The organism is Amycolatopsis sp. NPDC052450, from assembly GCF_044547565.1.
In the GTDB taxonomy this organism is placed as follows: domain Bacteria; phylum Actinomycetota; class Actinomycetes; order Mycobacteriales; family Pseudonocardiaceae; genus Amycolatopsis.
In genome coordinates, this window is the sequence record NZ_JBIUAQ010000025.1 from 107,731 (window position 1) to 129,373 (window position 21,643).

Here is a 21,643-nt window from a genome sequence, read left to right on the forward strand (position 1 = left end):
TCCTCGGTCCGTGGCGGCGTGCTCGAATGGCCGCATGAAGAAGACGAAACGCGGGCCTCTGCGGTTCCTCGTCATCGCACGCACGGCACCCGGTCACCACCCGCACCCCATGGAAGTGGCGCTGCACCCGGCAGGCGCCGCTTCCCGCGTCTCGATCTCGGTGGGACCGCATCCCGTGAACGCGGGTGGGCAGGTCGCCCTCTCACAGGTGCTCGACGAATCCCGGACCGGGCTCAGTCCGAACTGGACAGAGGAGTTCGACCAGGCGGACCTGCACTGGGCGGTGCCGTACCTGGTCCGCCTCCAGGCCGGGGAGGACACGACGGACGAGATCGTGGCGGCCTACACGGCGCGGCACGGCAAGCCGCCCGCGACGATCCATCAAGGCCGCTACGGCGTCTGATCAGACGTTGAAGCGACTTCCGGGCGAGTCCAGTCCGCAAGGCGCTGGGCAGCGTCCTCGTAGGCAACGGCCCCGGTCGCTGCCGCGATCACCAGCTCGTACGCGTCGTCCTCCGGCGCTTCCAGGTCGACACCGTTGAGGCCGTAGAACACGAACACCGCCATCCAGCCCAGCCGCTTGTTGCCGTCGACCAGCGGGTGGTTGCGGACGAGCGATTCCAGCAGAACCGCCGCTTTTTCATGCAGACCCGGATAAGCGTCCTGCCCCATCAGCGACGACCGTGGCCGATGCGCCGCCTGCCGCAACGATGCGACGCACGAAGTCGTTGACCCAGACGACGGCCTCTTCGATTGACGGCATCACATCCAGGCCCTCTGCCGCTTCGGCGTAGAGCGTGTCCCAACGTTCACCCGCGACAATGCCCGGCGGCCATACCTGCTGCCGCCGATAGTCGAAGAGCCGCACGCACGTCTCGGCGATCTGTTCGAGGTCGAGACTCTCACGCTTCTCGAGAAGTTGGAGATCGGCGAGATCGCGCGCACGTTCGTTGCCCTCACTGGAAACAGCGTGCAGCTTCTGAGCTATCTGGTGGTCTGCGCGCATCACAGGCACCGGCTTAGGAGCTTCGAGGCCGACTTCAGTGAAGAGCTCAGCCAAGTCCTCGGCGAGATGGAACTCGGGCTCCTCGGCATCGCCGATCTCGTTGTGACCGAGCTCGAACTTCACTGTGCACCACGCTCTGCCCCGATAGTCGAGCTTCACCTCGAAGGGCTGCATGACGTACGCCGTCGGAACGGCAGGAGGACGGGGTGCGGCCTTCTCGATCAATCTGCCGGTGAAACCGGCCCATCCACCCACCAGAGACTCCTCGAAGTCACTGCGGAACCGGCCGAGCGTCTGCGCTCGCGCGGCGTCAAAATCCTGGGTGAACCTTGTATCGCGCCCGTAGCGCAACGCCATCGCGCTGCCGCCTTTGACCGCCCCTCCAGGCAGCATCTGGCCGACGACGACCAGCGCCATGCTGATCCCGCGACGCTGCGCCAAGCCGTCGCCACCTTCGAGGTTGCGGATGCGCTGCTCCAGGGAGCGCACACTCGTCGGCACGCCGGAATACCTCACGGCCGAATCCCTTTCTTCAGGCCCCGCCACTCGGCGGTCGTCAGCAGCCCTTCTGCTCGCGCTTGCTCGGCGGCAGCCAGAAGACGTTCGGCCTCGATATGTCCACGACACTCAAGGAGGGCATCAGCAACGGTTTGGGACTCAAGCCCCTCGTAGTACGTCGTCCGCACGTCGCCTCTCACCTGGGTCAGCTCGACAAATGCCGGCAGCTTCGGACGCGCGCGCCGGCGAACGGCCACCTTGATCCGCCGGGGGTTCACATCGGCGAGCCCGAACAGTGCCAATACCGACTCGCCATGGAGATAGGCACCCTGGCCGACACGGAGGAGCGCCTCCGCGAATTGGTCATATCTCGTGGGAGGAACGTCCGGCACGCGGTACAGCCCGTATGCGACGTTCTCCAAGCCACCCCGGGCAGCCAGCTTCGGGAGCTCAACGGCAGGAACGCCTGCCTCGGCTGCGTCGTTCGTAGTCACGTATCCGTAGTGATCGAGCGCTATCTCGCGAACGATGTCCCGGTACTTGACCTCGGAAGCCATGTCACAACTCTACCGAAACCGGTAGAGTTGTGACAAATGACGCGTGCCTCGGTTAGACGTTGAAGCGGAACTCCACCAGATTACCACACTATGCAACATGATGCTCTCCGCAGATGACTGACCACCAAGAGTTAGGCCAACCGCGACGGCTGATCGAATGTCTCAGTTAGATTCGCGCCCTCCAGTTACGGATTGACTGATCAAGGCGCGAGCGGAGCCTCGCCGCAGCGTCGCGACCAGGCAGCAACTCACCGTAAGCTTCACTGCTCTGCTTCGCGATAAGCGCAGCAAGATTAACCGAACTCTTCGACGGAAACACCAAAGAACAGTTCTTACTACCAAGCTCTTGCGCCAAACCAAGGAATCCGCGACCAACGCCCAGTGAAGGAGAAGCGCTGTAGTGCTTAGCTTCAATAGCGGCAACTAGCGCCCTACTCCTGGGATGCACAGCGGCTTGACGACTCCTCTCACCCTCCTGATGATCCAGAATAGCGACGTCACATTCGTGCGCCACACGGGAACCACCCGATGCGACGTACACACCCAGATGAATCTCAAGCTGCTTCGAAGTGCCAGGGAAACTCACAATTCCGAACGAGAAATTGCCTGCCCATAGATTTCCTGGACTCCTACGGAAGCACAGCTTCGCCGACCGGCCCCTGCCATCATCGGTCAGCAGCACACGTCCTCCCGCAGCCTTGGCTGCATCTACACATAAAGCAAGCAACGACGCCTCATAGAGGTCAGATTCATCAGCATCGTCTCGATACACATCCTGCAGAGCACCTATCGCGACCTCGATATCGCGTATCAAGTCTTCGCGGCTCATCGGATATTCTCCGGGTACGCCTGGCCCGTATCGCCAAGCAGCTCATGCACAATAACCTGCACGCGCCTCGCTCGCTCCGTTTCGTCATCGAGGTTGACTTGCGACGGAACTTCAAGCTCAGGGTCGCCGAACTCAATTTCTGAGTCTACATTCAGTTCACGCGCTAGTTCTAGCACTGCCAGCCGCGATGCGTACATGGTGTCAGCCAACGTCAGCAGAGCCTCGCGAATAAGGTCGATACGTTCATCTCCCGTATACGGGATCACAGCAACATCTGTTTTACCCAGGGGCGGCAACTCACTCGCCGCCAACCGACTTGCCCGCTCCTCAAACCTTCCCTCCTGCCGAAGCCCCTGTTCAGTAACCGCGCGCCCGCTCCGGAATTCGTCAACCAGTTGGGCAGCCAACCCCGGCATCACCCTCTCGAGCTGCGCCATTATGCGCGCATACTCATCATCCTCGACGGCCATCGCCCCTCCCTGACGCTCGAGAACTGCCAACTCGATCAGCCAGCCATTTAACCAGAGCCAGGTCGGCAAGGAGACGGCAAAGCCGCTGACGGCGCTTGCACTGCGTAGCCTCAAGGCACCCATAGAGCTGATTGCATCTTTTCTTATTTGCAATGCAATGCAACAATTGGTCGGTGACCGATCCTCTCCGGTGCGCCATCTACCTACGTGTCAGCCTCGACGTGACCGGCGAGCAGCTGGCCGTGCAGCGACAACGTGCCGACTGCCTGCGCATCGCTCACCAGCGCGGATGGCGAGTCGTCGACGAGTTCGTGGACAACTCCGTGTCGGCATCCGACAAACACAAGGCCCGTCCCGAGTACGACCGGTTGGTCGCCGCATATGAAGCAGGCGAGTTCGACGCGCTGGTGTGCTGGGACCTGGACCGATTGACCCGCCAACCACGCCAGCTCGAAGACTGGATCGACGCGGCGCAGGATCGTGACCTTCTCCTGGTCACCGCTAATGGCGAGGCGGACTTGTCCACCGATGGTGGACGTATGTTCGCCCGGATCAAGGCGACCGTCGCCCGCGGCGAGATCGAGCGGAAGGCGGCGCGTCAACGCGCTGCCGCTCTTCAGCGAGCAGAGCGCGGCAAGCCCCCGCTCGGTGTTCGCCTGACCGGCTACACCCCGGCAGGTGAAGTCATCGAGCAGGAGGCCGCGATCGTGCAGCAGCTCTTCGACCGTTTCGCTGCCGGAGATTCGCTCCGGGCACTGGCTGCGTGGCTCACCGAGTCCGGCGTGTCGACGCGTCACGGCCGACCCTGGAATCCATCGAGCGTCAGAACGATTCTTGTGAACCCGCGGTACGCAGGCCACGCCGTGTATCAAGGCACAACCAACGGCAAGCAAGGAACCTGGGAAGCCATCGTCGAGGACGACGTGTTCCGGTTAGTTGAAGCCAAGCTCGCCGACCCGCGCCGGAAGACCCAGCAGGGAACAGATCGTAAGCACCTCGGCGCCGGCTTGTTCGAATGCAAGAAGTGCGAAACCAAACTCCGCTCGTGGTCCGGGAACCGGTACCGCTGCCCCAACGGCTGCCTGACCCGCGCCCAGCAGCACATCGACGACCTCGTACTCAAGACAGTTCGCGAACGGCTCGCGCGTCCGGACCTCGTCGAACTGATCACGCCGGCCGAGTCCGACAAGGCGAAGTCGGCAAGCGAGGAAGTCAAACGGCTGGCCAAGAGACTGGAGCGCATCGAGGCGGACTACGATGCCGAGCTTATTGACGGGCGCCGATACAAGGTCTCATCCCAGAAGGTCATGGCTGAACTGGCCGAAGCACGGCTCACCCAGGCCCGGCTGAGCACGAGACATGCTGCAGCGTCGACGCTCACCGCGGCCGATCCTGTGACCGCGTTCGACAGTGCACCGCTCATGATCCGCCGAAACGTGGTGGACGCGCTGTGCGTCGTCAAGGTCGCGCCGACTCCACGCGGACGCAAGGCGTTCGATCCAGAGTCCGTAGCGATCGAATGGCGCGAAGACCAAGACTGAGTTGCCACGGAGTGCGCTCGAACAAGTAGATCGTCTTGCGGTCACGTAGTCAGCATGAGCCTGAGAGTCACCAACAGTCGCAGATCGGCGACTAGGCAAGGCGAACTAGTACTTGGAGCTTCCTTCCGCCACAACTTCTGTGCCAAGAAAGGAAGCTAGGTGATCTCGGCCTGCAGCAGCGCCTCGTTGATCGCATTCGTCACTGCGTCGTAGGCAGGTGTCGCGAAGTTCTCCGGAAACAGGTTGAACTCGTGGAGACGTGCCCAATTCATACCGTAGCCGTCTACTTTGCCGTCCGGGCGCCGATTGGGGTCCGGCAGGACAGTGATCAGACCGAGTCGGTTGAGCATGTTGTGGGCCTCGTAGGCGTCGCGTCCGAGACCGCAGTGCCGCAGCCGGTAGTCACCTTGGATCTTGACAGATTTTTTCTTGGCGCCGGCCTCGGCCAGAAGAAGGAGCATGGCGAGCTCCGTGTCCTCGAGGCAGTGGACCCACCCTTGCGTGAAGAGGGTGAGCGGGATGCTGAAGACGCCCTTCTCAGCGGGCTTGGGTAGCACGTATCGATCATTCGGTCCCTGTGCGCGTTGGCCACCCTCGTCGAGGAGTTCGAAGCCAGCACGCTTGTTGGCACCGGCTTCGACGTTGGGCAGCATGATCAGTTCGTCGGCAGCCAAGCGAACGAGCGTGGCGTCGAGTTGACGGAGCTTCTTGTCGTTGATGGTGGCCGCCCCAGCGCCCCGTCGTGCGTGCTGGGCCGGTGAAGCGATCAGGTCTATCCAGCCCGTGACGTCCCTCGTGCCCTTGAGCGGACGCTTATTTGTTGGGTGGGTCCCTGCCTTTGCGGTGGAGGTCTGTGCCTCGAACAACGCGGTCAGGAAGATCCGTAGCGCCGCACCGTTCGCGCTGATGAGCCGTGTCGAAGGGGGCCGAAGATGCGGAGGTGGCAGCGAGCGGTCTGAGAAGTTGCCAGGGGCGGGATGGTCGCGACGGACGAAGCTACTTCTGATCCGGAGCACGGTGGCTTTGGGTCTTCGGGCAGCGAGCCGGAGCATGTTGTCGGTGGCCTGGGCGATTGAGTCCTTCGCACGCTCAAGGCGTGCGAGCCGACGCTTGAGGTTGATTTGCTCTGCGGTATTCGGTGCGCGGGGCGTAAGAAGCTGCGGACCTTCGATATCTCCGGCCGCGGGTTCCATCACGACGAAATTACCACCTTGACCCGCCCTACAAGGTGACGACACCCGTCCGTACTTACGGTACTAGGGCGGGTTGAGCCGTGAATTCACCCTACACTCACACGCCCTCTGACTTGTGCAAGATGGTGTCAGTGGCGGCCGAGAGGCCGTCACTCTTCGAGAAGGGCGGCCCCCGGATGCACCCGGGAGACCGCCCAGCAACTCACCTACTCCGCATCAGGAAAGAGGAGTCATGTCCACAGTACGGCCCGAAGCCCCTTCGCAGGAGAGCTCAGACGGTGAGGCCCCGGCACGGAGGCTTCCTACGCGATGGGCCGTCATCGTGCTCGTCGCCGGACTAGCTGCCGTCGCGAGCTCCCCCGTGGGTGGAGCGGTCACCGCGATCGGTGTCGCGACCGCCGTCGCCGCTGCTCTGCACAAGATGATCGACTGATCGTCGGTCTCTTCGGGGGCAGACCCTCGCTGGACTGCCCCCGAAATCCGGCAGTGACCTAACGTAGTCGTCCGAGTAGATCGACTTGTGATCCTGAGCGATCTACGCTGGTCTCATGGGGGATGAAGCAAAAAGTGCGGTGACCATCAGTCACGTCATAGACAGGTTGACCCGCCCAGCCACGCACGCCGAATCGTTCTCGGCTGGCGAGATCCTGGATCGCGCTGCAGCACTCCGCGAGATGCGAGCAAGTCTGCCAGCTCACGAACAGGCTGCCGTCCTTGCTCAGCTTCCCCGGGGTCACGCCGAGGGGTACCAGTCATTTTCTGCAAGCTTCCGAGCGGGAATCGACCGGCTGGCAGGCAACCATCCCCAACGGCTTCAGCTCCTGAAACGCGCAGAAGGTTTGCCGTACCTGACGTACGCGGAACTTCTGCGCCACACAGCGAAGACCATCGCCGCCCAGTCGGTTGAAAGCGACTTGCTCGTCGACTGGGACTCAGGACTTCCAGCGGATGTCCGGGCAGCGGACCGCGCCAAAGCTCGAACCTTTGTTCAGCTGATCAAGCTGCTGCTCCTCCTCTCTTCGGCCAGTCGGCGCACTTTCCTCACCACGTTGACTCCGCTGCTGCTCTTCCTGCTGCTCGCAGTACCGCAGGTAGCGCAGAAACCTTCCTCGCCTGACAGTCACAGGCGAACCTCCGGACGTGTCTCACGACCTCCGGGCCGCGACCTGCGGTCAAAGCCACGCGTAGCCAGAGCGCCCGGGCAAGTCGTGCCCCTTGCTGTCCTGCGCAGCGAGGGTCGCGGCGGGCCGTGCGCGTTCGGGGGAGCGCTGTAGTCCCACGACCCGTCGTCGACCTTCCTGTTCCAGAAGGGCCACACCGTGGCAGACGACAACCCGATTTCCGCCGCATATGTGAAGATCACCGACGCGGCGAACTACCTGAGCATTTCCGAGGTCTCGATCCGTCGAGCCGTCCAGCATGGATATCTGCCTCACGTCCGGTTCGGACGCTCGGTCCGCATCGCGCTCACTGACCTGGACGCGTTCGCCGCTGCTCACCGAGTCACTGGCGGTGAGTCCCGATGACAGCAGAGCGGTCAGAGACCCCGCGGAACGACGGCCGTCACGACGACCACGTTCGCCGACTTGTCGACGCCGCACCACCTTTGTCGCCCCGGCAACGAGACCGACTCGCAGCTCTGCTGACTGCACACCGAGCGGCCCCACGCGGTCGAGACACGCGATCGGAGGCGGCGTGACTCAGGACGGAGACGACAAGCGGCCCAAGCGAAGCCAGGCCACGCTCCTGGTCGAACTCGCGCGCCGGCGATACAAGCTGCTGATTTCATCCGACAGCGGCCGCGCGTACGCGGTAAGCCAAGACGGCTCGAACGTCGCACTCCAGCTACGAGGCAATGGCGGCTTCCGAGCCAAGCTGGCCAAGCACTTCGCACAAGAGTACGGCACGGTGCCATCCCAGAACGCCCTGGCCGAAGCGCTGATCGTGCTCGAAGGCTTCGCCGCAGATCACGAACCTGAACCCGTCTATCTTAGAGTCGGCAGCATCGGCGAACAGATCGTGCTCGATCTCGGCAGCCCCGATGGTCGATGCGTCGTTGCCGGCCCTGGCGGCTGGTCTACGACGTCAAGATCACCGGTTGTCTTCCGGCGCACCAATGCGATGCAGCCCCTACCGGTCCCCATTCGCGATAACCGCGGGCTTCAGCCTCTCCGCGAGCTCCTGAACATCGACGACGAGGGATTCCAGCTCATGGTGGGTTGGCTGCTCGCAGCGATGCTCCCCGAGATCCCGCACCCGATCCTGGCCTTGAAGGGCGAGCAAGGAACGGCGAAATCGATGACCGCCAGGTTGCTGCTCGGGTTGATCGACCCCAGCGGAGCACCTCTCCGTACGGCGCCGCGGGACCCGAAGACCTGGGTCACGTCGGCTTCAGCTTCCTGGACAGTCTGCCTCGACAACGTGTCGACGATCCAGCCTTGGCTGTCCGACACGCTGTGTCGCGCGGTCACCGGCGAAGGCTTCGTCGACCGTGCCCTGTTTACCGATGATGACGTCGTCGTGCTGTCGTTCCGCCGAGCGATCGTGATCACCACGATCGACGCCGGCGCTTTGGCCGGTGACCTCGGTGAACGCCTGCTGCTGGTCGAGCCACCGCTGATTCCACGCAGTCGGCGGCGCAGCGAACAGGACGTCCAAACGCGCTACGCCGCCGCACGACCCGCCATCCTGGCTGAGTTACTTGACCTTCTCTCAGCGGTACTCGCGACGCTCGCGCGCGTCCATCTGGACTCGATGCCACGCATGGCCGACTTCGCACGAGTACTCGTGGCGCTCGACGAAGTCACGGGATGGTGCACGCTCGACGCGTACCTCTCGCGCGCTGATTCCGTCTCGGCCGACGTGCTCGCGAACGACCCGTTCGGCCAGGCCGTGCTTGACTTCGTCACCGAGTCCAGGTCCTGGGAAGGCACTGCGACAGAGCTCTTGGCGGCTCTTGAGATGCCGGATCCACGCCCAAAGGGTTGGCCACGGGGCGCAAGCCAGGGCGGTGGGCAGATCCGTCGGCTGGCACCTGCCCTCCGCGACCGCGGGATCGAAGTAGCCGAAGAACGGGTCGGCAAGAACCGGGACCGTCTCCTGCGTCTACATATGCCAGCGGAGGAATGACGTCGAACGCTGTCCGCCCTGTCCGCCAGATTACGTCGGCGGACAGGGCGGACACCGCGAACGACTTCGCGTGAGGCGCCGTGACTCGGCTATCAGACAGCTCCCGCTTGCGTGGCAAAGTGCATCACGACAGCCTTGGCTCCGGCAGCCATCTCGTCGGACAGCGCATAGCTTCGCGGATGACCGGGATGATCGGTGATCCAGATGACGCAATGCTTGATGATCTGGTCGATGTCACTCGGACGCAGGAGAATTGCATCGCCCGTGTGGAGCGGCTCCGGACGCTGATGTTGCCAAAGCCGGTAGAAGCGGCCCTCCTCGCCATTGAAAGCAAGATGCCGATCGCCGTGCGGATTGATGAGCGCGACGGTCCAGGGAACGTCGTCTCGACCTGGCATCCATGGCTCTTCCGGCTTGGACATTGATCCTCCGTTTGCTGTTGTACGACAGGGAAAGGTACGGAAGGGCAGCCGCGCCCGGTGGCGTGAGACCCCACTGACTTTTTGGCCGAAACCCCCGATTACGCCAAGTACTGTACGGACCTCGATCGGTGGCACTGACTAGCGACACATCATCTCGCCACCTAAAGTGACCAAATGGCAGATGGCGGCGCGTCCGAGCCACCGGAGATTACGCCTGAAGAGGTATTGGATCGGGTAGCGGCAGCGGGCGGGCACCTCGTCCTCCCTGACCTGGAGCCCGATGAGCTCGCCGCGTGGCGCCACGCGGCGCGAACCGCCCAGCTTCGGCTGTTACGAGCTGGAACTGCTCGACTGAGCAAATGGACTTCCGGCAACACTTTGCGGATCTCGGTGGTCGACCCCAGCGCGCCACCGAAGCCGATCAGTGAGGTCACCTCCGAACCGCCAGCGGCCGAGAGCCGGGATCACAGCGACTTCGTGGGACGCTCCATCCGGGTACCGTCGAAGCTGCCGAAGGTTCTTCACTCGTTGGTCGTCGAGATGCAGGACGGGATGACGCGCCTTGAGGCAGATCGGTGGCGTCCTTACCATTCGCGCCGCTTCGTTCCAGACTGGATACCAGACGTACCGAGGCAGAAGTCCGGTCGTATGTTGCGGATCTGGCAAGCCATCCTGGACGAGGCCGGCTTCCGAGGGTATCGGGTCTGGGCAGGAGGCCAACGCGGCGAATACGTCACGCTCGAGGCGGGCCCTGACTATTTCAGGCTGACGAGTGGAGGCAGCCAAAACGGGTTGTGGCTCAGGCTCCGTGCCGAAGAACACCAGCGCAATCAAAAGAACCTGACGTGGTCCGACACCGAAAGCAAGCCACTCGAACAGCAGCTCGGGGCGATGTTCGATCGCCTGGAACTCATGATCAAGGCCGCGGTCGAACGGAGGGAGGACGAAGCGCGTCAGGCTGCTGAGCGTCGCCGACGTTGGGAGGCGGCGATGTCCAAGGCACGGGCGCAGTTCGCCGAGCAACACCGGAAGGACGCGCTGCGCAAGCGAGTTGAGGAAGCGGCGACGGCCGAGGACATCCAGGCGTACGCTGCGGCGCTGCGAAGCTCTGCCGAGACGGTCGATCCGTCACGAAGAGACGACGTCGTCGCCTGGGCGACATGGGCACAGACCTATGCAGACGAGATAGATCCAGTACGCAACCAAGCCGGAATGCCGGCTACGCCAGAACCAGGGCGGGATGACCTCGCGCCGTACCTGCACGGGTGGAGTCCGTGGGGCCCGAGCTAACGCGACCACCACTTCTGATTCGGGTGCCATGGCTTTGGCTCAGGTAGGGAGATCCTTGCCGCACGCATCGGGGTCGGCCGCTGTGACGGTGGCTCCTTGCTCGGCTCAGCTGGCATGCCCGGCGGCTCAGTAAGAGGGTCAATCTCGGCTGCACGCATCCGCGCCCATGTCACCCATTCATCCTGCTCACTCATGCCTGCCGCCACGAGCTGGTCGCAATGCTGTCGGATCTGCTCAGCCTCGCACCAGGCGGCGACCTGGGCTCGCAAGACTTTCGCCCGGTGCTCGCGGACAACTTTGGCGCGTGCTGCGACCTTCTTCTCCGCTTCGCGCCGATCCCTCTCGTCGATGTCACGTCGTGTGGACTCCGCCCTCCGAACGATGTCATCGAGTACTTGCCCCAGTGCTTCCTCGACCTGCCAGTCGGAGCGATCACACCATCGCGTGTCGGTCGGCTCGCCCGGGCCATGCACCTGAAGCACGAGCCGCAAGTTCCACCTTGTAGTGCTCTCTTCAGTGACGCGCACGGCGTACCGGAGTTCCAGAGCCTCCACATTAAGGAGTACATCGCCGGTTCCGGGCGCGACCTTCAGTCCGCGGCGGCCTGCCTCTTCTGCCAACGCCTGGATGACCATCAATGCTCGACTTCGGTTCGCTGACGAAGCCGGAAGCCGCTCCGGCGTGTCTCGCAACGCCTGCACCACGGGGTGCAGCTTCGTCAACTCAGTGGGAACCGACACTCGCTCCCCTGCTGGCAGGCGGTACTTGTCAGCAGGGTGCTCGCCAGGCCTCATTTCGATGACGAGGTCGCCGCTGTCGCGACCCCGGTGCAGCAGATGCCATCCTTCAGGAACGTGCTTGCCCTGCCGGACACGGTGGATCACCCGCCGCCATGCGGCCCGCACATCGTCGGTGGGCGACACGATCCGCAGCTCGCCACCGGCGTCATCGAGCGCTTCGAGGAACTCCTCGACTGTTGACGGCACCGGAGTCCGCGGCCCAGTTCGACGTGATGAACGTGCCATTCACCTAGCCAACACCAATCGCCCGGATCAGGAAACTCGACGCATCTCGGCCGGAGAGACTCGTGCAGCCGCCGTTCCAGCAGACCTGCTGATTCCACCCGAGATGGCGGTAGACGATCAGAGGGAGCGCCTGCGACGGTGGTATTCCCCGGCAGAGCCCGAAACTGCCGAGGCACGGTCGTACCCTGAGTTGTTGTCGCGGGGAGGCGTCTGATTGTCGACCTTGGTGCGCTACATCCGTGGCGAGGACGATCGGCTGATCGACCTGGCTCACCTGAATTCGCGGGACTTCGAGCTGATCCGGTCGCTGCGAGGCGAGATCCGCCGCCACGACCGGATCCTGCTGTGCCAGCAGGCGCCGGTCGATGACGATGGCGCGGAGATGTTCGTCCGGTTGGTCGGCGATCGGTACTGGGCGGTCCACTTCCGGGGAAGCAGCTGCACCAGCGACCACGAGATCGCGGAGGAATCCGTCGAGCACCGACGGCAGAAGGACTACTGGCAGCGGGCGGCCGAAGACGCCGGCTACCCGGTGACGCAGGAGCGCCGAACGGGGCGGGGCACGATCTTGGACGTCGCGATCGACGGCCCGTACCGCACCGGGATCGAGGTACAGCGCTCGGCCATCGAGTCGACGCTGGTGAAATCCCGGACCACCAAGTCGTTCAGCGCGGGCTGGCTGCCGGTGTGGTTCCTCGACTCCGACCGCACCCCGCCCTGGTTCACCCAAGTACCGGCGCTTGGATGCAACAAGCTGGCCTGGACCACACTGCCGCCGCCACGAGCCGCCACCGCGCTCGGCCCGCGCCGGATGATCCCGACTCGCTGCACTATCAGCACCTGGGACTACTGCCCAACGGGTGGCCGCCACCGCGGCAAACGCACCCGCCCGCCGCGGGTGTGCGGGCGGATGCACCCGAACCCCGAGCCGTGGATCGGGCTCACCGTCGACGACGTGGCCGAACGTCTTCCGGCCGGTGAGCTCGTCGCGATGCGCGACCTGCTCGGCGACGTGCGGCTCGTCTCCCCCACAGACCTTGAACTGTTCCAGGAGATGACCGAGCAAACCGGCGAGTACCAGCCCGGCCGCCCGACCAAGCCCCGCGGCCAGTCCGCGCCCCACACCGCCGAGTGTCTCAACCCCGAGCATCCCCGGGTCTCAGCAAGACGCTGCGGCAAGTGCGGGTTGCGCCCGCCCGGGCCCGGCGGTGTCCTTTGCTCGGCGTGCCGGCTGATGCTGGAAGGCCGAACCGCCCGTGATTACTACTCCCGGCTTTGACGCATCGGTCTGGCTCAAGTCACTGGTCAGCAAGGTCAGCAGCCGTGGGATTGGCTGGATAGAGGAAGACCAGATTCCCCGCGCCCCGTGCGACGCGTCTTGCCGTTGTCGTTGGGGTGACGGCAGAGCAAGATGTTGAAGATCCATATGGATCTTCCCCAGGACGCTGTGCGTCCTGGCAGGCTGGTCCTTGCGGACCGCGGTGAGGTGCAGGGGGTGCCTCAGGCCGGCGGGCCGCATGGGGGACGAACGCAATGAACGACAATGAGAGCGCACCCGCCGCCCGGCCAGACTCCGGGTCGGCTTCGATCCAGCGGTTGAAGAGGCGGGAGCATTCACAGCACGGTCCGCGCAAGCCGCGCACTCCGCTGACGTACAACGACGCCGAGTGGCTGATCATCGTGCAAGCCGCGGGACGCGATGGCATACAGCCCGGTTCGTTCGTATCGCAGGCAGCGCTGGATGCCGCTCGCATGCGGGTGGACGGTCGCGTGCTCGACCGGGAGCTGCTGACCAAGCTGCTGGAGGCAGTCAGCCACCACAGCGTTCAGTTAGCGAAGATCGGCGGCAATCTCAACGACGTCGCCCGGCACGCGAACAGCACACACGAGATCGAAACCGTCCACGAAGAGGCGCTGGCGATCATGACGATCGTGCGCCGCCGCGTCGCCGAAGCACACGGGCTACAAGCCGCGCTACGGAACGCGCTGCGGTGATCGCGAAGGTCGTCACCGGATGGCGCCCGGCTGGGCTGATCGCCTACCTCCTCGGCCCTGGGGAACACGAGGAGCATCGCGACCCGCGCGTCGTCGCGTCCTGGGACAGCGCCCCGGCCTTCCACCAACCACTGAAGACAGGCCTTGGCGAGTTCGACTTCGATCTGCGTGAGCTGATCGGGGTGATGCAGGAGTTGCCGAAGGAATTCGGACTGCCGCTGGCCAACCCCGCGCCAACACCAGAAGGGCTCCCCAACGCCGAGGAGTGGGTGCAGTGGTTGCGCATCGCCGGGAGGCGGAAGCCGCCTTCCCTCGCGCCGGACTGGCTGAAGCTCTACCGCTACGACCCGAAGGCACAGGCGATCGTGCTCAAGGACGGGTACGTGTGGCATTGCCCGGTCAGGTTGCACCCGGACGACCCGGTGCTGTCCGACAAGCAGTGGGAACACGTTGCGCAGCGGCTGATGGACGCGACCGGGATCCACCAGGCCGGGTGCCGGTGGGTCGCGGTCCGCCATGCTGACGATCACATCCACCTGATGGCGGTCCTTGTCGCTCAGCACGAAAGCGGCCGGCTCACACGGTTCTCCCCGCCCTTCTACAAGACGCGGCTGCGCGAGGCGTGCCAGGAACTCGAGCGGGAGTTCGGGCTCACCCCGACCCCGGATATCGACCGCACCGCGGCCAAGCAACCCACCCGCGGCGAGATCAGCAAAGCGAACAGGAACCGGCGTCCCGAAACCGCGCGGTCCGAGCTACACCGGCTCATCTCCCAAGCCGCAGCCACCGCCCATGGACCGGATGGGTTCTTCATCAAGCTCGATGAGCTGCAGATCAACTACAGGCTGTCGTATACCGCGGCGGGAAAAGTCCGAGGCTGCGCGTACGCGATGCGCTTCGACCAGACCCGCGGCGGCGAGCTGGTGTGGTTCGGCGGCGGCAAGCTCGCCGCCGATCTCACCTGGCCGAAACTCCTTGCCCGCTGGAGCAGCACACCCGCCGCGGATACTTCCGTCGAACGCACCAACGACGGCCGCTCCACCCCGCACACACGGCAAGATGTTCTTGCCGAAGCGACCGCCGTGGTCGACGCCGCGGCCGCGGCGATCCGCGCGAAACAGGAAGACCCCGACGGCATCGCCCACGCCGCCGGCGAACTGCTCGGAACTCTCGCGCTCGGGAAGGAATATCGGACTCCCGGCCCGCTGACCATCGCGCACGACTACTACGACCGGGCCGCACGCAGCCCACATCGCGTACTGGCGCACGACCTCGGCCCCCTGGCCCGGGAGTTGCGGCGGGCCGCACGGAAGTTGGCGGCGATCGGAGCAATACACGGACGAGGTAGCGAGAGGTTCGTACTCGCCGCCCTGGTCCTGGCCCTCGCCGGGCTCATCGCCGAAATCTGCGCCTGGCAACAGGCGAACGCCCGCATCCACCAGGCCGCGGCCGCCGAACGCACGATCAACGCGCTACCCATCGACCGTGCCGCTGCTGCTCGTGCGGCCACCATGCACGCCAGACGATCGGCGCCCATCCCGCAAGCATCGCCCGAACCCGTAACTCAGCGGCGATATGCGCCGGATAGCCGCCCGACGGTGCACACTCCAGCCGCTTATAAGCCGCCTCCACCGTCTACAGCCAGCCGGAGAGCCCGGTAAGTGCGTTCGCACAGGCCAGTCAGTCGAACACCATCCGTCACAGCTCGCAGGTTCCGGCCACGGCGTCAGGCACCGCTGCCTTCCAGTCACGCGATCGCGTGCGCAGATGTCAGAGAACGCCGTAGTGCGCCGCGAGTTCAGCGAAGCGGCGCCCGCGTCGGCGGGTAGCCCGATCCACCAGCCCGCGCATGACTGTGGTCCCGAGCGGCTGACGCTGAACCCAATCCGGCGCAAGATCCCGGGCTTCGCTCAACAGGTCCACGGCCAGCTGATCCCGTCGGAGTTGAGCCGCGGCGTGGGCCAGGTGCAGCCGGTGACCGGCTTCCCAGAAGGCGGGCACCGGGCCCTGTGGTTCGGCGATGCGGTCTGCGAGCCGGAGCGCGGTCTCCGGGTCGCCGAGCCGGACCGCGTGGTCCACGGCTTGGAAGGCGGCTACCCGGGGACCGAAGATGGCGGCCTCGGTGGCGTCGTCCCGCCCGGCCCGCTGCGCTGCTGACTGGGCGATTGCCAGGAGGTCGTTCGCGCGGTCGCCGCTGCCTGAGCGGAGCGCGGCGTTGGCGGCGTTGAACAGCAGGTTGCCGAACACGCCCGCCCGGGTGCTGTCCCGGTCGAGCATCCGGGGCTCGATCTGCTCCGCGGCCTTCACGGCGACGCGCTCGGCGTCCTCGGTGCGCCCTTGCTTGATCAGGGTCCACACGAGGTAGCGCAGCGAGATCGCCGAGTCGATCTCCGGGTTGCCGGACTTGCGGGCGGCAGCCAGGGCGCGCTCGGCGGCGGTCCACGCGAGGTCGTCCATGTCGAGGCGTCCGGCGATCCCGGCTCCGAGCCGGTAGGCGGTGGAGAGCAACTGCTGCGCGGCGGCGTTCGCGTCCCCGGTGCTCGCGTGGACGAGGCGGCGGGCGTCGGTCAGTAGGACCGGCAGGGCGTGCAGCAGCTCGCCGTGACGCCCGTCCACGTAAGCCCGCCAAGTGGAGTGGCTGGCCTTGGCCAAGCTGGTCGGGTCGCTGATGTCGTCGGTGTCGGCGAGGTCATCCAGGCCAGGCACCTCGGCGCTGGCGGTGATCGCCTGCCGCAGGCGCGCGACCTCGGCGTCCCGCGCAGCGTGAGCGGTGGGCAGTAGCCCCAGCAGTGCGTCCGGGGTGACCGCCAGTACCCGCGCAAGCTTCGCGACAGTGGCGGGGCGTGTGGTCCGACGTTCTCCGCGCTCGATGCGCCCCACGGTGTCCACCCCGACCGACGCAGCCGCCGCCAACTCCTCTTGCGAGAGGTTGCGCGCCTTGCGGAAGCGCGCCAGGTTCTCCGCCAGCGAGCTGGACACTGTTCCCCCTCGGCGTGCGCTAGTTCCGGACGGTCGTCGCAGGGTGACCGGCTTCGCAGAACACGGTCGCGCCGTTGTCGGCCGCGCGCAAGGCCGTGCTGATCCGGGCGTGCAGAGTGGGTTTCACCAGCGTTTCAGCCTCGCCCAGCGTGTACAGCCCTACGGACTGAATTTCCGGGTCAGTGGACTGGATACCGCGAACCTCGTCTTCGGTGATAAGGCCGCCGTCGAACACGAACGCGAGCCCTTCGGGCATCACGCCCTGAGTGCGGATGTGGTCGATGACCAGCAGCGTGCCCAGGGAGCGGGTGATGCCCAGCTCCTCGTGGAGTTCGCGGGCCGCCGTCACCCACGGGGCCTCTTCCGCTTCGACCGCACCACCCGGGATCTCCCACTCGGGCTTGTACGTGGTCTCCACCAGCAGCACGCGCGACCTGTCGTCGCGCAGCAGCACGCCAGCGGCCGTGCGCTTCCGGTTGAGCGAAGCCGCGTACTCGCTAAAAGGCAAGAGGTCCACGGTTTCGCAGGTTACCGCCACCGGTCGATCCCCACTTTCCCTGCTCGAAAGGCAGAGAACGCCTGCCGACCTCTGGGAACACATGCTCCGGGGCTGTGTTTTCGCTGGTCAACTATGTCGACGCTGTAGAGGTGGCTACGACACGGCAACCCTCGCGTTCAGTTTCCGCCGACGTGCGCGGCAGGCGAAGCCGGTGACCTTCACCTCCGGCTCGATGGATAACGCCACCGCCTATCAGCCGGTCATCGGCGGCGTTGAGCACCTGACGTGGCACAAGCGTCGTCCGCCCGCCGGGACGATCGTGCGACTGCTGTGCGGCGAGCTGTACCAGGTCACTGAGACGGCCAAGCCGCGGAAGGCCAGCGGCTGCCTGGGCTGCGACGCCGAGTTCCGCCGACACTTCGGCTTACCCCCTCGGCGGGACATCCCGGTGCCAGCACCTCGGCCCGCCGAACACCCCCAACTCCCGGTTGGCACGGGTGACCCCGACCCCGTGCCAGCCGGGCCCCACCTGCGGATCGTCTCGTGACCAGCGACCACGAGCGTGCGCTGGCGGCGTTCCCCGAGCTGAGGCGCCTGGCCGACCTGCTCGACGCCGGGTGGCTGTTCCTGCCGGTGCACGACCACGACGGCGAGCTGGTGGAGGTCCGCGGTGTACGGGCCTGGCCGGGCACCGGCATCGCCGACGCGCTGATGGTCCGCTACGCCACCGACGCCGCCGCGCTGCGCGCCGACCACACCGGCGGCGTGCTGTGGCAGCGCGACGGCAGCCTGGCCGACGTCGTAGACGGCCTGCTCACCCTGCCGCCCCCGGAAGCACCGGGCGCGCCCCGGCTCGTGAGAGCCACCGCGCCCCGCTTGTGGACGCCCCGAAACTCCGCGCGACCAGCGCGGTGACTACCTATCCGCTCAACCGAGGAGAACCCGTGACCGCTGTCCTGACCCCATCCGCCACCTGCCGCAAGCTGGTATCCGCTGCCCTCTTCGACCGCCTCGCTGGCCGGATCATCGCCGAGGAGCAACTGCCTCGCGACCTCTCAGAACGCATCGTGGAGCAGGCACTGGCGTTCCTCGCCGCCTGCGCCCGCAACACCGGCACACCGCTGGCACCCAGCGAGCTGGTGGACATCGGCTGGCACACTTTCATCCTGCACACCCGCGACTATGCGAACTTCTGCGACCGCATCGCGGGCCGGTTCCTGCACCACGTGCCCACCGAGGGTGGCGACCCGGCAGCGACCGGCGAAGCCGCCCACGCCACGCTGGCGCGCACGGTCGCCGCCATCGAACGGGCCGGATACGCTGTCGATCCCGCGCTGTGGCCAGCTGTGAACGGCAAGTGCAACGTGAACTGCTCGCAGTGCAAGAACGGCTGCTCCGACGACCCGCCGCCCGTCAGCTGAGGCCGCATGCTCCACACCTGGGACGACCTCCCCGCCGCCGTGCGCGCCGCGATCGAAGCCGAGACCGGGCCAGTCACCCGCGCCGAAGCGCCGGCGGCCGGGCGCAACTCCGACTTCGCCGCCACCCTGCACACGGGCCGCGGCCTGGTCTTCTGCAAGGGCATCGCCGACGCCGGGGGCAAACGCGGGACGATGCACCGCCACGAGGCGGACATCAACCCGCACCTTCCCCCGGCGGTCGCGCCGCGCCTGCTGTGGCGAGCTGAGGCCGACGACTGGCTGCTGCTGGGCTTCGAGCACGTCATCGGCCACCACGCTGACTTGTCCCCTGGCTCGCCGGACCTACCGCTGGTGGCCGACACGGTGTCCGCCATGTCGCGAGAGCTACGTGGCTGCCCCGCGCCGAACGTGCCCGCCCTGACGGACAAAATGGCCTGGATGTCCGGCTGGCGACGGCTGCGACACCGACCACCAGCCGGACTGGACCAGTGGAGCCTGGACCGGCTCGACCTCCTCGTGGATTGGGAGGCGAGGGGCATCGAGGCGGTCGCCGGGGATAACCTGCTGCACACTGACCTGCACCCGCTGAACATCCTCGTCGATGACAGCCGGGCGGCATGGGTGATCGACTGGGCGTGGTCACAGACCGGTGCTCCCTGGGTCGACACCGCCCACCTGGTCGTCCGTCTGATCGGACAGGGCCATACCCCTGAAGCTGCAGAGCACTGGGCAGCCACCACCGCCGCTTGGTCAGGGGCTTCAACAGATGCTCTGACCTCGTTCTCCGTCGCCCTCCTCGGCATGTGGACCTACCTGCAGCACACCGATCCCCTCCCCATGCGTGCTGAACTCACCGCAGCGGCACGAACCTGGGCCTGCCACAGGTTGGCAAAGCCTTCAGAACCACCAGCGGAGCGCACGCCTCAGGCCGAGGAGCGAGCAAATCGCACCGCAACTACTGCACACCGGTCTAGACCGATCTAACGACCCGAGACAACCCCCAGCTGAGCACATCGGCCCTCCGGAGCGCCGACCGTCGCAAGGCACTACGTAGCGTGACGAACGTGCCTATTGGTGAACTGGAGTTCGTTCGTCCCCCTGCGGACTTCACGGAGCGCCACTCGTTTGGCTTAGCAGCGTCCGTAGCAAACCTTCGCTCAGCCCCGATCACGTAACTAAGATCGCGCACCCTACGGGGTCACCTATCGAGGTACTACCAGCGCCTCGATAGCCTTCGTAGGGGCACTTAGTACTCGTACGGGGCAGGAGGGGGCGACGTTGGACGACCGGCTTCGTGACTTCGGGAAGGGCTCACCGAACTTCGGGCTCTTGTACCGCCACCAGCCCTTGCTGTCGATCTACGGTGCCCTCGCCGAGGCAACCGTCTTCACAAACCCAAACTCCTCGCTGGTCCAAGCCGGCCAGTTCGGTGAGGTCCTAGCCGAGGAGCTTGTCGCCCGGATCGGGATGCGGATCGAAGGCGACCGCCAGGTCGACCGCCTGACCGCTCTGACCAGAGCTGGCGTTCTGGTGAGTGGAATCCGCGAAGACTTCGACCAGCTTCGCCGCGACCGGAACACTGCCGCCCACAGGCACCTTTTCGACACTGCACGCGCTCTGGCCGCCGTACGTATCTGCTACAAGCTTGGCCTTTGGTTCCACGACGCGATCGAGGGCCGTCGGACGGTCGCGGAATTCGTCCCGCCCACAGACCCGGGTGACGACGTACAGGTCACCGATCCGGCTGAGCTGGCCGAACTGCGCGAAGCCCTGGATGGCCACCGCCAAGCACTGACACAGGCCCGTGTGCGTCTGGCCGAGTCCAAGACCGCTCTGGAGGCTGAACGCAAGGCCCGCGCTGAGGCCGAGCGCTTGATCGCCAGCGCTGCGGCCAACAAGGAGGCGCTACTCGCGCAGGTCGAGCAGCTGAGCAGTCAGGTAGTTGAACTCAGAAGCGCCCAGCATGCGCGTTATGAGGAGGCTCGCAAACAGCCGCGCCAGGTCGACGCCCAGCGTCGAGACGCGATCGTCCACCGAGCACAGCGCCCCGCGCCGCTCAACGAAGTGCAGGCTCGCGACGCAATCGACGCGATGCTGCTTGCATGCGGCTGGCTCGTCCAAGACCGTGACCAGTTCAACCCGCTTGCTGGTCAAGGGGTGGCCGTCCGCGAGTTCACCCTCGCCACCGGCCGGGCCGATTACGTTCTTTACGTAGACGCCAAGATCGTCGGTGTCGTGGAAGCCAAGCGCGAAGGTGACCACCTCTCCAGCGCTGTGGAGCAGAACGACCGGTATGCGGCCGGAGTGCTGAAAGAACATCGGCTCGCCGTCTGGCGAGAGAGCGAGCCCTTCGCCTTCCGTTACGCCACGACGGGTGCCGAGACCTATTTCATCAACCGTCTCGACCCTGACGCCCGGTCACGTGAGGTTTTCGCCTTCCACCGCCCAGAGACGATCTCGGACTGGATGCGTCGTGCGAAGGAAGCACCTACCGTGCCCACCCTCCGGGCCGCCCTGCGCGAACTTCCGGTGTTGGAGCCGAATGGACTGCGCCTCGCGCAGGTAGATGCGATCACCGGCCTTGAAGAGTCTCTGGCCCATGATCGGCCCTGTCATGATTTCCGTGTAAGCCACGGATGACTTCTTCTTTGATTCTAGTGGAGTGGTAGTCGGTCGGGGAAGAGTGCGGCGAGTGTGTTGAGGGCTTGTTTCCAGCCTCGGGTGCCGGTTCCTGATGGGCCGCCTCGGTTGCTGGTGATGTTGCGGAGTCCGAGGTAGAGCAGTTTTGT

24 protein-coding genes and 1 pseudogene are annotated in these 21,643 nt (G+C 65.3%); 15 read left to right on the forward strand and 10 right to left on the reverse strand.

What is annotated here, in order from left to right; all coding sequences use genetic code 11:
- Nucleotides 1-34 precede the first annotated feature (34 nt).
- Complete coding sequence (locus tag ACIHAO_RS31840; protein WP_396564070.1) at nucleotides 35-403, forward strand: hypothetical protein; 369 nt, start codon at nucleotides 35-37, stop codon at nucleotides 401-403.
- Here ACIHAO_RS31840 and ACIHAO_RS31845 read toward each other — a convergent pair.
- The 5 genes and pseudogenes from ACIHAO_RS31845 to ACIHAO_RS31865 all read right to left on the reverse strand — a co-directional run.
- Nucleotides 391-708 (reverse strand): annotated as a pseudogene (locus tag ACIHAO_RS31845) (type II toxin-antitoxin system death-on-curing family toxin); the annotation flags it as partial. The gene ACIHAO_RS31840 and the pseudogene ACIHAO_RS31845 overlap by 13 nt on opposite strands.
- A complete protein-coding gene (locus ACIHAO_RS31850; protein ID WP_396564134.1) occupies nucleotides 641-1,423 on the reverse strand; it encodes a nucleotidyl transferase AbiEii/AbiGii toxin family protein in 783 nt (260 codons plus the stop codon). The gene ACIHAO_RS31850 and the pseudogene ACIHAO_RS31845, both read right to left, overlap by 68 nt.
- 95 nt (nucleotides 1,424-1,518) lie before the next feature.
- Nucleotides 1,519-2,061, reverse strand: a complete 543-nt coding sequence (locus ACIHAO_RS31855) for a type IV toxin-antitoxin system AbiEi family antitoxin domain-containing protein (RefSeq protein ID WP_396564072.1) — start codon at nucleotides 2,059-2,061, stop codon at nucleotides 1,519-1,521.
- A 166-nt stretch (nucleotides 2,062-2,227) separates the two neighbouring features.
- Nucleotides 2,228-2,890, reverse strand: coding sequence for a hypothetical protein (locus ACIHAO_RS31860; RefSeq protein WP_396564074.1), 663 nt, complete (start codon nucleotides 2,888-2,890; stop codon nucleotides 2,228-2,230).
- Nucleotides 2,887-3,483, reverse strand: a complete 597-nt coding sequence (locus tag ACIHAO_RS31865; protein WP_396564076.1) for a hypothetical protein — start codon at nucleotides 3,481-3,483, stop codon at nucleotides 2,887-2,889. Before ACIHAO_RS31865 ends, ACIHAO_RS31860 begins: the two co-directional genes overlap by 4 nt.
- Before the next feature lie 50 nt (nucleotides 3,484-3,533).
- Here ACIHAO_RS31865 and ACIHAO_RS31870 point away from each other — a divergent pair, with 50 nt between their 5' ends.
- Entirely contained in the window at nucleotides 3,534-4,901 is a 1,368-nt protein-coding gene (locus tag ACIHAO_RS31870) for a recombinase family protein (protein WP_396564078.1), read from the forward strand.
- A gap of 155 nt (nucleotides 4,902-5,056) precedes the next feature.
- On the opposite strand, the gene ACIHAO_RS31875 is transcribed toward ACIHAO_RS31870, so the two are convergent.
- Nucleotides 5,057-6,094 carry a hypothetical protein gene (locus ACIHAO_RS31875; RefSeq protein ID WP_396564080.1) on the reverse strand — a complete coding sequence of 346 codons (1,038 nt, stop codon included), beginning with the start codon at nucleotides 6,092-6,094 and terminating at the stop codon, nucleotides 5,057-5,059.
- A gap of 232 nt (nucleotides 6,095-6,326) precedes the next feature.
- Between ACIHAO_RS31875 and ACIHAO_RS31880 the strand changes: the two genes are divergently transcribed.
- The 4 genes from ACIHAO_RS31880 to ACIHAO_RS31895 all read left to right on the forward strand — a co-directional run bounded on the left by ACIHAO_RS31880 (nucleotide 6,327) and on the right by ACIHAO_RS31895 (nucleotide 9,223).
- Complete coding sequence (locus tag ACIHAO_RS31880; RefSeq protein ID WP_396564082.1) at nucleotides 6,327-6,527, forward strand: hypothetical protein; 201 nt, start codon at nucleotides 6,327-6,329, stop codon at nucleotides 6,525-6,527.
- Nucleotides 6,528-6,642: 115 nt separating this feature from the next.
- Nucleotides 6,643-7,368, forward strand: coding sequence for a hypothetical protein (locus tag ACIHAO_RS31885; protein WP_396564084.1), 726 nt, complete (start codon nucleotides 6,643-6,645; stop codon nucleotides 7,366-7,368).
- A 45-nt stretch (nucleotides 7,369-7,413) separates the two neighbouring features.
- Complete coding sequence (locus ACIHAO_RS31890) at nucleotides 7,414-7,620, forward strand: helix-turn-helix domain-containing protein (RefSeq protein WP_396564086.1); 207 nt, start codon at nucleotides 7,414-7,416, stop codon at nucleotides 7,618-7,620.
- 169 nt (nucleotides 7,621-7,789) lie between these two features.
- Nucleotides 7,790-9,223, forward strand: a complete 1,434-nt coding sequence (locus ACIHAO_RS31895; RefSeq protein WP_396564088.1) for a hypothetical protein — start codon at nucleotides 7,790-7,792, stop codon at nucleotides 9,221-9,223.
- Nucleotides 9,224-9,315: 92 nt separating this feature from the next.
- On the opposite strand, the gene ACIHAO_RS31900 is transcribed toward ACIHAO_RS31895, so the two are convergent.
- Nucleotides 9,316-9,645: a hypothetical protein gene (locus ACIHAO_RS31900; RefSeq protein WP_396564090.1), complete on the reverse strand. Its 330-nt coding sequence runs from the start codon at nucleotides 9,643-9,645 to the stop codon at nucleotides 9,316-9,318.
- Nucleotides 9,646-9,819: 174 nt separating this feature from the next.
- On the opposite strand from ACIHAO_RS31900, the gene ACIHAO_RS31905 reads away from it, so the two are divergent.
- On the forward strand, nucleotides 9,820-10,935 hold the full coding sequence (locus ACIHAO_RS31905) for a hypothetical protein (protein ID WP_396564092.1): 1,116 nt from the start codon (nucleotides 9,820-9,822) through the stop codon (nucleotides 10,933-10,935).
- Here the strand turns inward: ACIHAO_RS31905 and ACIHAO_RS31910 are convergent.
- Nucleotides 10,932-11,921 carry a hypothetical protein gene (locus ACIHAO_RS31910; RefSeq protein WP_396564094.1) on the reverse strand — a complete coding sequence of 330 codons (990 nt, stop codon included), beginning with the start codon at nucleotides 11,919-11,921 and terminating at the stop codon, nucleotides 10,932-10,934. The two genes, ACIHAO_RS31905 and ACIHAO_RS31910, sit on opposite strands and share 4 nt — an antisense overlap.
- A 253-nt stretch (nucleotides 11,922-12,174) precedes the next feature.
- On the opposite strand from ACIHAO_RS31910, the gene ACIHAO_RS31915 reads away from it, so the two are divergent.
- From ACIHAO_RS31915 to ACIHAO_RS31925, 3 genes are all read left to right on the forward strand, one after another.
- A complete protein-coding gene (locus ACIHAO_RS31915) occupies nucleotides 12,175-13,239 on the forward strand; it encodes a hypothetical protein (protein ID WP_396564096.1) in 1,065 nt (354 codons plus the stop codon).
- Nucleotides 13,240-13,493: 254 nt separating this feature from the next.
- On the forward strand, nucleotides 13,494-13,955 hold the full coding sequence (locus ACIHAO_RS31920) for a hypothetical protein (RefSeq protein ID WP_396564098.1): 462 nt from the start codon (nucleotides 13,494-13,496) through the stop codon (nucleotides 13,953-13,955).
- A complete protein-coding gene (locus ACIHAO_RS31925) occupies nucleotides 13,952-15,616 on the forward strand; it encodes a relaxase/mobilization nuclease domain-containing protein (protein WP_396564100.1) in 1,665 nt (554 codons plus the stop codon). Before ACIHAO_RS31920 ends, ACIHAO_RS31925 begins: the two co-directional genes overlap by 4 nt.
- Nucleotides 15,617-15,725: 109 nt before the next feature.
- Here the strand turns inward: ACIHAO_RS31925 and ACIHAO_RS31930 are convergent, their stop codons facing one another.
- A complete protein-coding gene (locus ACIHAO_RS31930) occupies nucleotides 15,726-16,934 on the reverse strand; it encodes a helix-turn-helix domain-containing protein (protein WP_396564102.1) in 1,209 nt (402 codons plus the stop codon).
- 19 nt (nucleotides 16,935-16,953) lie between these two features.
- Nucleotides 16,954-17,451, reverse strand: a complete 498-nt coding sequence (locus ACIHAO_RS31935) for an NUDIX domain-containing protein (protein ID WP_396564104.1) — start codon at nucleotides 17,449-17,451, stop codon at nucleotides 16,954-16,956.
- Nucleotides 17,452-17,644: 193 nt separating this feature from the next.
- Here ACIHAO_RS31935 and ACIHAO_RS31940 point away from each other — a divergent pair, with 193 nt between their 5' ends.
- The 5 genes from ACIHAO_RS31940 to ACIHAO_RS31960 all read left to right on the forward strand — a co-directional run bounded on the left by ACIHAO_RS31940 (nucleotide 17,645) and on the right by ACIHAO_RS31960 (nucleotide 21,494).
- On the forward strand, nucleotides 17,645-17,980 hold the full coding sequence (locus tag ACIHAO_RS31940) for a hypothetical protein (protein ID WP_396564106.1): 336 nt from the start codon (nucleotides 17,645-17,647) through the stop codon (nucleotides 17,978-17,980).
- Nucleotides 17,977-18,348: a hypothetical protein gene (locus tag ACIHAO_RS31945; protein ID WP_396564108.1), complete on the forward strand. Its 372-nt coding sequence runs from the start codon at nucleotides 17,977-17,979 to the stop codon at nucleotides 18,346-18,348. Before ACIHAO_RS31940 ends, ACIHAO_RS31945 begins: the two co-directional genes overlap by 4 nt.
- A 29-nt stretch (nucleotides 18,349-18,377) precedes the next feature.
- Nucleotides 18,378-18,854, forward strand: coding sequence for a glycine-rich domain-containing protein (locus tag ACIHAO_RS31950; RefSeq protein WP_396564110.1), 477 nt, complete (start codon nucleotides 18,378-18,380; stop codon nucleotides 18,852-18,854).
- A gap of 6 nt (nucleotides 18,855-18,860) precedes the next feature.
- Nucleotides 18,861-19,838 carry a phosphotransferase family protein gene (locus ACIHAO_RS31955; protein WP_396564112.1) on the forward strand — a complete coding sequence of 326 codons (978 nt, stop codon included), beginning with the start codon at nucleotides 18,861-18,863 and terminating at the stop codon, nucleotides 19,836-19,838.
- A gap of 294 nt (nucleotides 19,839-20,132) precedes the next feature.
- Nucleotides 20,133-21,494 (forward strand): type I restriction endonuclease, encoded by a 1,362-nt coding sequence (locus ACIHAO_RS31960; protein WP_396564114.1) that lies wholly within the window; start codon nucleotides 20,133-20,135, stop codon nucleotides 21,492-21,494.
- Nucleotides 21,495-21,643: the final 149 nt, after the last annotated feature.

Coding starts and splice junctions, on each gene's coding strand:
- ACIHAO_RS31905 (WP_396564092.1), top strand. CDS start 9,820: ATGGCAGATGGCGGCGCGTCCGAGCCACCGGAGATTACGCCTGAAGAG.
- ACIHAO_RS31860 (WP_396564074.1), bottom strand. CDS start 2,890: ATGAGCCGCGAAGACTTGATACGCGATATCGAGGTCGCGATAGGTGCT.
- ACIHAO_RS31955 (WP_396564112.1), top strand. CDS start 18,861: ATGCTCCACACCTGGGACGACCTCCCCGCCGCCGTGCGCGCCGCGATC.
- ACIHAO_RS31855 (WP_396564072.1), bottom strand. CDS start 2,061: ATGGCTTCCGAGGTCAAGTACCGGGACATCGTTCGCGAGATAGCGCTC.
- ACIHAO_RS31865 (WP_396564076.1), bottom strand. CDS start 3,483: ATGGGTGCCTTGAGGCTACGCAGTGCAAGCGCCGTCAGCGGCTTTGCC.
- ACIHAO_RS31850 (WP_396564134.1), bottom strand. CDS start 1,423: ATGGCGCTGGTCGTCGTCGGCCAGATGCTGCCTGGAGGGGCGGTCAAA.
- ACIHAO_RS31885 (WP_396564084.1), top strand. CDS start 6,643: ATGGGGGATGAAGCAAAAAGTGCGGTGACCATCAGTCACGTCATAGAC.
- ACIHAO_RS31875 (WP_396564080.1), bottom strand. CDS start 6,094: ATGGAACCCGCGGCCGGAGATATCGAAGGTCCGCAGCTTCTTACGCCC.
- ACIHAO_RS31900 (WP_396564090.1), bottom strand. CDS start 9,645: ATGTCCAAGCCGGAAGAGCCATGGATGCCAGGTCGAGACGACGTTCCC.
- ACIHAO_RS31880 (WP_396564082.1), top strand. CDS start 6,327: ATGTCCACAGTACGGCCCGAAGCCCCTTCGCAGGAGAGCTCAGACGGT.
- ACIHAO_RS31840 (WP_396564070.1), top strand. CDS start 35: ATGAAGAAGACGAAACGCGGGCCTCTGCGGTTCCTCGTCATCGCACGC.
- ACIHAO_RS31920 (WP_396564098.1), top strand. CDS start 13,494: ATGAACGACAATGAGAGCGCACCCGCCGCCCGGCCAGACTCCGGGTCG.